General features: G+C 45.5%; 12 protein-coding genes. 9 read left to right on the forward strand and 3 right to left on the reverse strand.

The genetic code is table 11. The annotated features are described in order from the left end of the window. Positions 1-93: 93 nt before the first annotated feature. The 3 genes from PTQ21_RS18860 to PTQ21_RS18870 all read left to right on the forward strand — a co-directional run bounded on the left by PTQ21_RS18860 (position 94) and on the right by PTQ21_RS18870 (position 4757). Positions 94-1536: a 6-phospho-beta-glucosidase gene (locus PTQ21_RS18860; RefSeq protein WP_274566693.1), complete on the forward strand. Its 1443-nt coding sequence runs from the start codon at positions 94-96 to the stop codon at positions 1534-1536. A 286-nt stretch (positions 1537-1822) separates the two neighbouring features. Next, positions 1823-2653, forward strand: a complete 831-nt coding sequence (gene licT, locus PTQ21_RS18865) for a BglG family transcription antiterminator LicT (RefSeq protein ID WP_079694910.1) — start codon at positions 1823-1825, stop codon at positions 2651-2653. A 214-nt stretch (positions 2654-2867) separates the two neighbouring features. Continuing rightward, positions 2868-4757: a beta-glucoside-specific PTS transporter subunit IIABC gene (locus PTQ21_RS18870; RefSeq protein ID WP_274566694.1), complete on the forward strand. Its 1890-nt coding sequence runs from the start codon at positions 2868-2870 to the stop codon at positions 4755-4757. Positions 4758-4827: 70 nt separating this feature from the next. On the opposite strand, the gene PTQ21_RS18875 is transcribed toward PTQ21_RS18870, so the two are convergent. The 3 genes from PTQ21_RS18875 to PTQ21_RS18885 all read right to left on the reverse strand — a co-directional run bounded on the left by PTQ21_RS18875 (position 4828) and on the right by PTQ21_RS18885 (position 8260). Next, entirely contained in the window at positions 4828-6375 is a 1548-nt protein-coding gene (locus tag PTQ21_RS18875; RefSeq protein ID WP_274566695.1) for an AraC family transcriptional regulator, read from the reverse strand. Between the two features lie 90 nt (positions 6376-6465). Further along, positions 6466-7512 (reverse strand): ABC transporter substrate-binding protein, encoded by a 1047-nt coding sequence (locus PTQ21_RS18880; RefSeq protein WP_274566697.1) that lies wholly within the window; start codon positions 7510-7512, stop codon positions 6466-6468. Positions 7513-7669: 157 nt separating this feature from the next. Next, positions 7670-8260 carry a biotin transporter BioY gene (locus tag PTQ21_RS18885; RefSeq protein WP_269056657.1) on the reverse strand — a complete coding sequence of 197 codons (591 nt, stop codon included), beginning with the start codon at positions 8258-8260 and terminating at the stop codon, positions 7670-7672. A gap of 112 nt (positions 8261-8372) precedes the next feature. Here PTQ21_RS18885 and PTQ21_RS18890 point away from each other — a divergent pair, with 112 nt between their 5' ends. From PTQ21_RS18890 to PTQ21_RS18915, 6 genes are all read left to right on the forward strand, one after another. Continuing rightward, complete coding sequence (locus PTQ21_RS18890; protein ID WP_274566698.1) at positions 8373-9236, forward strand: ATP-binding cassette domain-containing protein; 864 nt, start codon at positions 8373-8375, stop codon at positions 9234-9236. Beyond that, positions 9221-10972: an ATP-binding cassette domain-containing protein gene (locus PTQ21_RS18895; RefSeq protein ID WP_274566699.1), complete on the forward strand. Its 1752-nt coding sequence runs from the start codon at positions 9221-9223 to the stop codon at positions 10970-10972. Before PTQ21_RS18890 ends, PTQ21_RS18895 begins: the two co-directional genes overlap by 16 nt. 97 nt (positions 10973-11069) lie before the next feature. Then, positions 11070-11375: a hypothetical protein gene (locus PTQ21_RS18900; RefSeq protein WP_063563514.1), complete on the forward strand. Its 306-nt coding sequence runs from the start codon at positions 11070-11072 to the stop codon at positions 11373-11375. Positions 11376-11555: 180 nt separating this feature from the next. Next, positions 11556-12005 carry an NUDIX hydrolase gene (locus tag PTQ21_RS18905; protein WP_063563515.1) on the forward strand — a complete coding sequence of 150 codons (450 nt, stop codon included), beginning with the start codon at positions 11556-11558 and terminating at the stop codon, positions 12003-12005. 46 nt (positions 12006-12051) lie between these two features. Further along, entirely contained in the window at positions 12052-12627 is a 576-nt protein-coding gene (locus tag PTQ21_RS18910) for a GNAT family N-acetyltransferase (protein WP_269056660.1), read from the forward strand. Positions 12628-12711: 84 nt separating this feature from the next. After that, positions 12712-13260 carry a hypothetical protein gene (locus PTQ21_RS18915; protein WP_274566701.1) on the forward strand — a complete coding sequence of 183 codons (549 nt, stop codon included), beginning with the start codon at positions 12712-12714 and terminating at the stop codon, positions 13258-13260. Positions 13261-13324: the final 64 nt, after the last annotated feature.

A 13324-nucleotide genomic window follows, 5' to 3' on the forward strand; every position in this document is an offset into this window, starting at 1 on the left:
CCGGGCTGGTTCGGGTTTTTTCTATTTTGTCTTATTAATGTTTCTTGCGATTTGAGCGGATAACAGAATTACATATTTGGAAGGAGAATAAGGATGACTAATTTTAAGTTTCCCAAAGACTTTTTGTGGGGTGGAGCCATTGCTGCCAATCAGGCAGAGGGTGCATATCTGGAAGATGGCAAAGGGCTGAGCATTGTTGACTTGCTGCCGACAGGAGAGAATCGCAGAAGCATAATGAAGGGTAATGTTCCTGCATTAACCCCGCTGGAAACCGAGTTTTATCCTTCGCATGAAGCAATTGATTTCTACCATCGTTATCCCGAGGATATCGCGCTGTTTGCCGAGATGGGCTTCAAAGCGCTGCGTGTATCCATTTCCTGGGCGCGGATTTTCCCAACTGGAGAAGATGCACAGCCGAATGAAGCGGGTTTGCAGTTTTATGATCGATTATTCGATGAACTGTTGAAGCAGGGTATCGAGCCTGTAGTAACACTTGCTCACTTCGATGTACCCGTTAATCTGATTGAGAAATATGGCAGTTGGAGAAGCCGTGAGTTGGTGACTCTGTTCGAAACCTACGCGAAAACCGTATTCAGCCGTTACAAGGACAAGGTGAAATATTGGATGACGTTCAACGAAATTAACATGCTGCTGCATCTGCCATTCCTTGGTGCGGGTCTGGTCTTCAAGGATGGCGATCATGTGAAAGAGATTCAGTATCAGGCAGCGCACCATCAATTGGTGGCCAGTGCACTGGCGGTTAAAGCCTGTCACGAGATCATCCCGGGCGCAATGATCGGCTGTATGCTTGCGGCAGGAAGCTTTTATCCTTATACCTGTAATCCGGATGATGTGTTCCAGGGCATGGAGAAAGACAGGGAGTCTTATTTCTTCATTGATGTTCAGTCGCGTGGAGAGTACCCGGGCTATGCCAAACGTTTCTTCAAGGATCATGGGTTGAATATTAACATGCAGCCTGGTGATGCGGTAATTCTGAAAAACCATACGGTTGATTATATCGGATTTAGTTATTATTCAAGTCGTACAACCTCCACAGACCCGGAAGTCGTCAAAAACATGACGAGCGGCAATGTATTTGGTTCTGTAGCGAATCCATATTTGGCAAAATCGGAATGGGGCTGGACGATTGATCCCAAAGGCATCCGTATTACAGCCAATCAACTGCACGACCGATATCAAAAACCGCTGTTTGTTGTAGAGAATGGATTTGGAGCCAATGACGTGGTTACCCCTGAAGGTGAGGTTGATGATGCGTACCGGATTGATTATCTGAAACGCCATGTTGCCGAGATGGGTGAAGCTATTCAGGATGGTGTAGAGATCATTGGTTATACAAGCTGGGGGCCAATTGATATTGTCAGCGCTTCTTCAGGAGAGATGAGAAAACGTTATGGTTACATCTATGTGGACCGTGACAATGAAGGTAAGGGTGACTTGAAGCGGATCAAGAAAAAGAGCTTCCATTGGTACAAAAATGTGATTGAATCAGATGGCAGCAATTTAGAACAGGAATAAGCAGGGAAAAAACAGGGACATTCTCCATGATCATATCGGAAGGACCACTTTTCATGGAACTTCCGATTGTCCCCTCGTTGAAAGCGTTGACATTTGTGTCTCTTCGCGCTATACTTGACGCAATTATATCGTTTTGGGATTGTTACTACTTGAAGTAGGCAAAACCTAAGCACCAAAAAAACAGACGTACATGTCTTGTTTATTTTGTGATGCTTCAGGTTTTTTTTGTATGCCCAAAAGGCGATATATGACTGCCAAGAGAGTGGATCGTGACGGGGGGATTGAAGTGAAAATAGCAAAGGTTATCAACAATAACGTCATTAGCATCTATCAGGCGGATGGAGCAGAGCTTGTAGTGATGGGGCGTGGGATTGCCTTTAAGAAAAAGCCCGGGGATAAAGTAGACGAGACCCGCATCCAGAAAGTATTTGCGCTTAAAAACAAGCAGACATCCGACAATTTCAAAATGCTGCTGCGCGAAGTCCCAATGGAACTGATCGAAATTGTGGAAGAAATTATTACCTACGCCAAAGAGAATCTGGGCCGTAATCTGAATGAAAATATCTACGTTTCCCTAACAGATCATATTAACTTTGCGATTGAACGATATCGTGAAGGGATAGAAATCAAAAATGCACTGATGTGGGAAATCAAACAGCTGTACAAGGCTGAGTTCGGACTGGGTCTGAAAACGCTGGAGCAGATTAAGTCCAGACTTCATATCGAGCTTCCACCGGATGAAGCAGCGTATATTGCCCTGCATATTGTCAATGCGGAGATGAATGAAGAAGTCATTACAACGATGAACATCACCAAGTTTATTCAGCAAATTATTAATATAGCCAAATATCACTTCAAGATGGAATTCGATGAAGAGTCTCTCAGCTATTTTCGCTTCATTACGCATCTGAAATTCTTCTCCCAGAGGGTATTAAGCGGCACGCATTATGACAATAATTATGATCACTTTTACGACATGATCAAAGAGAAGCACCCGGAAGCGGCGGCATGTACGGAGAAAATCGAAATGTTCGTCAACAAGGAATATAACCATCAGCTCACCAACGAAGAGAAATTGTATCTGACCGTCCACATTGAACGAGTCGTTAATCGATAATAATTAAAATGTTGACAAATTTGGTTAAATCATAATAATATGAGATTAACAGGAATTGAATACGATTTAACTGGGATTGTTACTGTTTATGCAGGCAAAACCTAAGTCATGAGAAGGCAGGACCAATGTGTCCAAACCTTACTCAAGGCTTAGGTTTTTTGCGTGCAAAAAAATCGGTAAGGTGCCTGTTTTAGTAAATATGGGGGTGCACATCATGAGTCAGGAAAAACTCGCAAAAGAGATCGTCGAGCTGGTCGGCGGCGAAAAGAATGTGGTATCACTGGTACATTGCGCAACACGTTTGCGGTTTGTATTGAAGGATGACGCGAAGGCAGACAAAGCCAAGCTAGAAAAGACAGAAGGAATCATCGCAGTCAAGGAAAATGGGGGTCAGTTTCAGGTGGTCGTGGGCAATAAGGTGCCTGAGGTATATAGCGCCATTGGTCAGATCAGCAACATTTTGGATGACTCTTCCGAAAAGGAAAAGCCTAAGAAGTCCGCGAAAGGTTTAGGCGGCATTATCGATGTGATTTCCAGTATTTTTGCACCGCTGCTAGGCGTTATGGCGGGAGCCGGTATCTTGAAAGGGCTGCTGCTCATTGCAAGCAATGTCGGCTGGCTGGAAACGACGGAAACCACGTATAAGATCTTATTTGCAGCAGCAGACAGCCTGTTTTATTTCCTGCCTTTGCTGTTAGCGGTTACAACCGCTCGCAAATTCCAGGGTAATATGTTTGTGGCGATGACCATTGCTGGCGCATTAATCTATCCTTCCATCGTCACGCTCAAGGCGGAGGGAACGCCAACCGATTTCTTCGGTATCCCTGTGATTTTGATGAATTATTCATCTACCGTTATCCCTATTATTCTGGCAGTCATCGTTATGAGCAAATTGGAGAAATTCTTCAATAAAGTTCTTCACGAAAGTGTGAAAAATTTTGTCACTCCATTATTTTTGCTTGTTATTATGGTACCTCTTACCTTGCTCGTATTCGGTCCATTTGGAGTATATGTAGGTAATGCCATTGCATCAGGACTAGTGGCCGCCTTCGGATTCAGTCCGCTATTGGCAGGAGCAGTTATGGGTGCAAGCTGGCAGCTGCTCGTTATTTTCGGAATTCACTGGGGACTCATTCCCGTATTTATTAACAACGTTGCTGTATATGGACGCGATGGTGTCAAACCGGCTGCGACGGCTTCCATCTTCGCACAGACCGGAGCTGCATTCGGCGTTATGTTGAAAACCAAAAATAAGAAGCTGAAAACGCTGGCGGGTTCATCGACATTGACGGCCTTGTTCGGGATTACCGAGCCTGCCATCTATGGTGTCACTCTGCCACTCAAACGTCCATTCATCGCAGGAGTGATCGGGGGGGCTGTTGGTGGGGCCATCATTGGTCAGGCAGGTACTCAGGCATTTGCTTCGGGCGCTCCAGGATTACTGACTTTGCCGATCTTCTATGGACCAGGTGGAGAGGGCTTCCCTGGACTGATTCTTGGGATCTGTGTATCCTTTGTTGTTTCGGCTGCATTGACGTACATTATGGGATTCAAAGATCCGGTGGAAGAGGAAGAACAAGAAAAAAGCACGGAATCCACCAATGCATCAGTAAGAACAGCGGATTCCTTGGATCAAGAAGTTCTTAGCCCGATTGAGGGAACCATTGTTGAACTGACTGAGGTGCCAGATCCGGCATTTTCATCCGGCGCGATGGGCAAAGGCATTGCGATTGAGCCAGCAGTTGGCCGAGTCGTTGCTCCTTTTGACGGTACTATTACCGTGGCTTTCAAAAAGAAACATGCCCTAGCTGTTGTTTCGGATACAGGTGCGGAGATTTTGGTTCATGTTGGGGTGGATACCGTCAAGCTCGATGGTCAGCACTTTACATCACATATTCAGGAAGGTGATCGGGTTAAAGCAGGAGATTTGCTGCTGGAATTCGATATCGCTGCAATCAAGGGCGCTGGTTATCATACGGTAACCCCTATAATTGTAACGAATTCTGCGAATTATGAGGAAGTGGTTCCTTTGACTACGGGACAAGTTCGGGTTCAAGAGCCTTTACTTACCCTGTATGGAGGAAAGGGACAGGAACAAGAGTAAAAATAACAAAAGCCGTGTCTAAGGTGGAACAGAACGATTTCTGTTTACGTGGACGCGGCTTTTTTGGCTGTTACCCAATCAAATTCATCAGATCCTGAACCTGTCCCATCATGGAGATTGGATCTTCCCGAAGCCAGTCTTCCGTCATACGGTAAACCTGACCGTTCTGCACTGCAGGAAGCTGCTGCCAATACTTGCTGCGTTCAAGCTGTTCAAACTGTCTGATGGATTCCGGGTCGCCCGACACAACGATAAAGAGATGATCACCCGCATACTTATGCAATTGATCCAAAGGAATATCTTCTTTGAACGGATGAGATTTATTTTGCTGGGCTGCCAGCACCGGAGCAGGTGGTTTTAATTGCAAATCACGATATAACACACCTACGTCGTAGTAGACCTGGAAGGTAGCGGGAAGTCCTCTCATCCAGAAGAATGAAACTGTTTGGTCACCATCTTGAAGAGGAGACAAGACTCTTTGGGTTTCCTTAATCTTGTTCATATAGCTTTCCATCCAGGCTTCTGCCACAGATGTCCTTCCAGTCAAATCCGCAATAAGACGAAAGCGTTCAAAGAAGGGCAGGGACCAGGGAACATCCAGTGTAGGAGCAATTTTGGAGTATTCGGCATAATGATGCCCGTTAAAAGTCACGATGAGATCGGGTTTCAGCTCCGATATCTTATCCATATATGGCGTTACCACGGAATTTCCAATCGAAGGAACACCTCGCACATGACCCTGGTAATAACGGCAGTCCAGCAATTGGTAAGGTGCACCAATCGGTGTTATGCCGAGCGCCAGCAGCTCACCCAGGAACTGAAAGGAGGCGACACGCATTGTATGCTTTCTTAAATGAATGTATAAACGCGGGGATACACCTGTATATTGCTTGAAGCTACGACTGAAATGAAAAGGATCGCGGAATCCGATGTGTCCTGCAATTTCCTGAATCGAATCATTTGATTCCAGCAGACGTTTTTTGGCACGATTCATTCGCAAGGCATTCAAATATTGGATAGGGCTCTGTCCGGTGTGCTCACGAAAAAGACGTGAAAAATGGCGTGTGGATAGCCCAGTCTCTGCGGCAAGTTGATCCAAAGTATAGTCAAGTGTAACGGATTGTTCCAACCGTTGAAGGAGTGTATCCACGGCCTGTATGCTGCGATGCTCTTTATCCATCGTGTCGGCTTTCATGACTAGTAAAATCAATTCCTGAAACAGCACATGTTTGCTGTAGTTTTCCTTTTCATCGCGAAGATCCTCCACGGGATGCAGTAAGTGTACCAATTGAATCATGCGAGAAACATGTTCAGGGTATACTTGTCCTTGCGCTAATGCAGCCACTCGGGGCGTACCCTGAACAGGCACGGGCAGAGGTTCGAATTCAACGCTGTATACTTGCAAAGGAAGATCTGATAGACTTTCAAGCTGCACTTCCATACGGGGATGAAATAGAAAGCAGTTTCCTGGCATAACCTCAGTCTGTTTATCCATGGAATGGACTTTACCACGCCCTTCGGTGATGATCATCAATGTATGACGGTGTATTGATTTTGTACACGGACCGGATATCGCATCGCAGTATGTCCCTGTAAGTATATAGACCAGCGAAATCATGGTATCCCTCCTCAAAAGCTGAAAAGAAGCTCTTCAGGCAGGATCGCTGAAGAACTTCTCCTCTATTGTATATGATGTGATTAATATCTTTTATTTGGTGAGCAATTGAACGGCATCATCCAATTGAGCACTGAGAGACATCACGTCGTAAGAGAACCATAGGCTCTCATCAACCACGTAAACTTTATTATTTTTGACGGCAGGCAGTGAGTGCCACAACTGGCTATCATCCACCTCTTTCAGGAAATCAGGATCATTATCGAATCTTACCACAAACAGTCGATCTGCTGAAGCATAATCCGGCAGTTTCTCAAGAGAGATGTTGATGCCGAGTTCATGATTCCCTTTTGCCCATTCCTCTTTGACGGTATCCGTCATGTTGAACTTCAGAGCATCATATAAGGTATAACCGACATTAGCGTTCCCGTACACTCTGAGTTGACCTTTTTCAAATCCGCCAATAACCACAACACCGAATGTCTCATCTGGTGAAACGAAGGAAGAAAGCTTGGTCCGTGCCTCTTCGGATTTCTGATTAAATGCTTGAATCCATTCCTGTGCCTGTTCGCTTCTGCCAATAACGTCAGCCACTGACTTGAAATGTTGGAATGCATCGGCACCTTCCCATTGAACAACAACCGTAGGGGCAATCTTGGACAGCTGCTCCAATTGATCCTCATTCCACTCTGCAGCAATGATGAGGTCCGGCTGCAGTTCGAGTGCCTTTTCCAAATTCAGCTTATTGGAGACCCCGATATCTTCGATCCCTTCCAATTGATCTTGAATCGAGACATAGTTGTTAAGCAGATGAGATGCTGCCCCAGCGGGCTTAAGTCCTGCTGCCAGCATTTCCGGTAAATATTGTGTAGTGAGAACACGTTGGGGATGGGCTGGAATCGTTACCTCACGGCCCAGAGCATCCTTATATACGCGAGTTGCCGATTCTAAGGCAGTATCGGTTGACGTTTCTGTCTGCTGTGCAGAATTACCTTCAGTAGAAGGTGATGATGTTTGTTTCCCTTGACCGCAAGCGGAGAGAAGCAAGGTTAGCACAAGGATAATGCACGAAAGTTGGAGTTTATTTGGATGACGCAACATAATAATGAAATCCCCTTTTTCTTTTATAATGATAATCATTATCAATTATTATAGTCAAGACTTCTTTTGAAGAACATGTTGAATATGGACTTGAAGCATGGAAAATATGGACATGACGTTCTGGCACAAAAGAAAATACCTCCAAAAATTAATTTTGGAGGCATTTGTTTCGTTTTATTCACGATCCAATGATGTCCTAAGAATCTGCTCGCACAACCGTTGAGTTCATATTGCCTGTCAGTCGTTGCGGAGGGAAGACCATGCGCACAGGTGCGATGATGATCGCAGCGAACAAGGCTTTGACCAGATCACCGATGATGTAGGGATAGAACCCTTGTATCATGGCTTCAGGTAATGACATTTTGTAGGCATAGGCCAACCAGGGCACGCCCGAAACATAGATCAACATTGAACCAAACACCTCAAATACAATAAAGGCCAGGAAATAACCAACGAATCCGTTCAGTTTGATTCTGCTGAGCAATAGTCCAATGAGCAATGCGGAGAAGGGCCACATCATAACATATCCCCCGGTAGGCCCAAGGAGTACTGCAAGTCCGCCTGCGCCATGCAGAAGCGGGAAGCCAATTGCAGTCAGGACCACGACCAAAGCGACACTTAGAAAACCATATAATGGGCCAAGCAGTCCGCCTGCCAGCATAACCGCAAGAGTTTGCAGCGTAATCGGCACAGGAGAGAAACCAATGGGAATACTTATGTAACCAAAAAGAACAAGTATGGCTGCCATCAGTGCGCTGAATACAATACCTCGCAAAGATAATTTCATGTTTGAACATTCCTTTCAATTTTGGTAATCTTATTGTTAACCGATTAAACGGATGTGGTTAACGATTCGGATCGTACCACAAAAGATTCAAAAGGGAAAGGACCAATTTGCGATGCAAGACGTTACACCTTTGATAAAACTAGAGAATGTCCGTGTTCATTATGCGTCGGAGTCAGGACTTGTTCGTAAGGCAGTGGATGGAGTTTCGCTGGAATTAGCTCCGGGAGAATGGATAAGTATTGTGGGAGCCAATGGTAGCGGCAAAAGTACGCTGGCAGGGCTGCTAATCGGATTCACTCCGCTATCCGGTGGGGAAAGGAAGGCTTCTTCGGAACTGGTTGTTCGTGGAGTCCTCCAGCAGCCTGATGCGCAGGTACTTGGAGACACCATTGAGGAGGAATTTCATTTTTCCTTATCCTCGCTGCTGGAATCTCCTGATGAACAATTACGACGGAGAGAGCACGCATTACATACGGTAGGACTTGAGCACTCGCCGGAGGCGGCAATATCGATGCTGTCTGGAGGACAGAAGCAGTTGCTTAATATCGCGGTAGCGCTGGCGGCCAAACCGGATGTACTCATTCTGGACGAACCTACGGCCATGCTTGATCCGGGAGCCAGAGAACGAATGGAGGCGGTAGTTCAAGCCATTGTCCAGCAAGGGACGGCGGTAATCTGGATTACGCATCATTTGGAGGAAGCGACGCTGTGCGATCGAATTTTTGCCATGGAACAGGGACGCTGTGTTTACGATGGAGTGCCTGCGGCTTTCTTTTATGGAAAAGATAAGGAAGAGACGACGGCTGACTCTGGAAAAGAAGCACAACAACCATCACCCTGCGAACAGCTTGGGCTTGCTCCACCTTTTACAGTGCAGACGGCTCTACTCCTAAAACGGAAAGGTCTGCTGCAACATGCGACACCTCTGCGACCAGAGCAGTTGGTTAAGGAGGTAGCCCTTTGGCAATCGAACTAGAACATGTAGGTATAGCTTCGTCACAGGCTGACAAAAGAGCGCTGCTTCAAGATATCAATGTCCAACTGAACCGTGGAGAAATCACTTTATTGCTAGGCTGCACAGGATCAGGCAAAACCACACTGCTGCAAACGATCGCTGGCCTAAAACCTCCAGATGAGGGTAACCTTAAGCTGGACGGAGAGCTTTTCTGGCAGAACGGGAAAGTGCCACATTCCATTTTGTTGCAAATGGGCTTGGTCTTTCAATTCCCAGAGCAACAGCTGTTCGCCCGAAGCATTGGCCGTGAATTTGCTTATTCCCTGCGTCCATATCGTCTACCAGATGAACAAAAGAAAAAGCAGATTTCCGAAGCGCTGGAGCGCTGGGACTCCCCAGCGGGTCAGGGAGGGGAAGAACGATTCCATTCGGACAGATCACCCTTTGCACTAAGCGGGGGAGAACGGAGAAGATTGGGGCTTGCCCTGGGAACTGCTACGCAGCCTTCATGGCTATTGCTCGATGAACCCAGCGCCGGATTGGAAGCACAAAGTGTGCTCATGCTGCTAGATGCATTGAATCAGCATCGAACTGCAGGTGAGGGAGCTATTGTGGCTACACACGACCTGGACACATTTTTACCACATGCAGATCGGGTTCTTTTGTTGCAGGAGGGGCGTATGGTTGCTGATCTCACACCACGGGAACTTCATACAAGGCCAGATCTGCTGGAGCTTGCTGGAATTGGTCTGCCACCTTCTATGCAACTGGCACAACAATTTGCGGCGGCGGGCATTCAATTTCCTTCTACTGCGTTGACCCCGGAGGAAATGGCTGAAGGTATTGTTCAGTCCGTCAATGCGCCTTTAGAGCAGAAGGTTGATGTTATTGGTAATGAGGATCAATTCACAGATGAAGCGAAGCTTACCTTTTCAAGCTCCGACACTTTGGGAGGAGAAGGCTCACAGGGGGTCATACACACCCACGCAGAATCAGGATCCAACAGAGGATTGTATGGTGCCATGGACCCGCGTCTGAAATGGATTTTATACATTTTGCTCGTGACCGCTGCGATGCTTCAACACCACTGGTTAGGTCTATCTCTTACGTTGGTGCCAGTCATCTTGGCGCTCGTTGTGCTGCCACGACAGGCTCTGATGGGATGCTTGAAATTAATGAAACCGCTCGTACTGTTCTTTCTCGTATCAACTGCATTGTCGGGCACAACTCTTTCTACAGAAGGTGGCGGCCTACAGTTCGGATTTTCCCTGATACAGGCGGAGGGGACGTTACTCAATGTGTATCGTTTGTTTATCGTTACGTTAGCAAGTCTTTGGTTTTCACTGACTACGCCTTATGGCCGTATGGTCGAGGGACTGAATTGGGTACTTGGTATCGGCGAAAAAATCAAGCTGCCCGTGTCGTCGTTTGCACTCGCCGTGTCTTTAATCTTTCGTTTTATCCCGATGATCTGGAGTGAATGGCAGCGATTCTCGCTGATCGTCCGGGCACGCGGCAAAGCTGCATTACGACCGAATACGGTACGGTTACGTGATCTTGGCCCAATGGTCATTCCCTTGCTCATGGCGTTGTTTCAGCGTGCAGAAGATATGACGATTGCGATGGAAATGCGGAAAGCTAGAGAGAATTCCCTGCTTGGAGCACGTTCCTCCTTATTGGTATGGTCCAAACGAGATACATGGACTTGCATAATCGGACTTATTGTTTTTGTATTTTATATCTGGATCAGAGACTGAAACGCAGTGTTTGCCATGGATCATGCATAAATCCTTTCATTTCCGCTCAAAATAAACATGCTTTGATCACCACGAAGCAGATATGGAGGGACGAACGATGAAGGATAAATTTTTGCAAGAAGAAAGACAAGAATATACCGATGTGTCCACGGTGGAGTCGCAGCGAAATGATATCACACTCGAAGAGTTCCCTGAAGGTCCTTACGGCTCATCTCTAATGTCTGAATCTCTTGGCAAAAGCTCGCCGTGGCGAGTGGATCAAAGGACCGCGCATCGTTTCGATTATGAAAATCATGAGCTGCACGAAGGGGAGGTTCGGGATTATCCCGGTCAGGACGTCTACGATGAAACGGTCCCCGATAATGTAACCAAGCCTCAGTACCCGGAAGAAGAAGAATTGTAATGACGTATTATATAAAATAGATGATAGCCTTCGGCAGGATTTTCCTGACCGGGGGCTATTTTTAGTTGTACCGTTTATGAAAACAAATCTCCTCAAATTCCACAATATGGGTTATCATAGGCGTAGTTCATATTAAAAAAGTTTCTGATATATCATTTCTAACAATATAAGGAGATAACCATGGATCAGGACTATATTCAGTATATGCGGTCATTTGTGGGGAACGCCAAAGTTATCATGGTGGTTTCAGGGGCTATCGTAATCGATGAGACTGGCAAAGTTCTATTACAAAAACGATCGGATAATGGATTCTGGGGGTTTCCAGGTGGATTTATGGAGATAGGAGAAACCGTTCAGGAGACAGCACAAAGAGAAGTATATGAAGAAACAGGTTTAACACTGAATTCAATAGAATTATTCTCGATATACTCAGGTCCTGAATACGAGGTCGTTTATAGTAATGGAGATGAAGTTGCATTGGTGCAAGTAATGTTCAAAAGCAACGACTTTTGTGGAACGATAAAAGAGAGTGAAGAGTCCATAGAAACACGATTTTTTGATATACATTCCATACCAGAACATTTCTTACCCACACACAAGCAAATTATTGAAGATCTAAGGAACAAATAAGATGTATTTGTAGAGCTAGAAAATTAAAATAATGGGGGATATCAGAATGAGAGAGATTAACTATAGCGATTATTTTTGGCAGGATGATAAGGTCAGATTACGTGCTTTGCGTGAGGAAGATTGGGAGGATCATTATTATAACCGGTTTGATTCACACGCTCGTCGTTTACTGGAATGTGCAGTAGAGCTGCCACCTACGAATGCTGAGGCGAAGAAATTTACGGAAGCCTTTTCCGATTTCTCTCTAGACAGAGGACGGATCATGTTCACGATTGAAAATATGGATGGTGAGAATGTTGGGGGCGTGAACCTGAACAGCATCGATGAGCGGAATGGAACCTTCAGTATTGGTATTCAAATTGACAGGGATCATCGCGGAAAAGGATACGGGACGAGAGCCATTCGAATATTGTTGAAATATGCCTTTTTCGAGCGCAGGCTTAATAAATTCAATGATTATGTTCTGGAAGGAAATGAACCTTCTGCAGCGATGATGAGAAAGCTTGGATGTGTGCAGGAGGGCGTGCGTCGTCAGGTGATTTATACCGATGGGAAATACCAGGATATGATCCTGTTCGGATTAACCAAAGACGAGTTCATGAAAAAGGAGGAACTTGCGTGAGTCCCATTTTAAATCAAAGTGGTACGGTGTTTATGGTCTGCCAATGTTAGTTGGGTAACTGGCAATGTGCAAGGGGGGGGGAATATGAGGAAGCTGTTATGGATAAGTTCGTGCTTTGTTGTATGTGTACTGGTTAGTATTTGTGTATTCTTCTGGAATGATATTTTTGGATATAAAACGTTAGAGAAGGCTGTTCAGTCTACATGGAAATACCCCCTTCAAGTGGTTAATGTAGATCAGCAAAATGAACTGGTTTTGTCACTGGACCAAACACAATATGTTTTCGCTGCTTATGAACATAAGAATGGGAGATATCACTATGATACCGATAGTGAATCAGGTTGGACAGCGAGTTCAGATGTGGGGCCCGCCTTTTTGGTACAAGCGGAACCGAAGAACAACAAAGGGAATTTTATATGGGGCGCTTTATATTCCGATATGCCTGTACACAAGTTTAAGATTGAATACACAAATGGTGAGACTCAGGAGGTTGAGTCAAGCAATAATACGTTTATCATGAGAATGCCGGAAGCTTACCAGAGTGAAGACAAAATGATGTTAATGACAACGTTCACGAATGTGTATGCTCTTGATGAAGAGAACAACGTAATACGAGCTTATAATTTGAATTGATTTTTTGTTATCGAGCTTTAAAGTGAACGCATAAGGGTAGATAAGATGTACACCAGGAGGCATT

Source organism: Paenibacillus marchantiae, assembly GCF_028771845.1.
Lineage (GTDB): Bacteria > Bacillota > Bacilli > Paenibacillales > Paenibacillaceae > Paenibacillus > Paenibacillus marchantiae.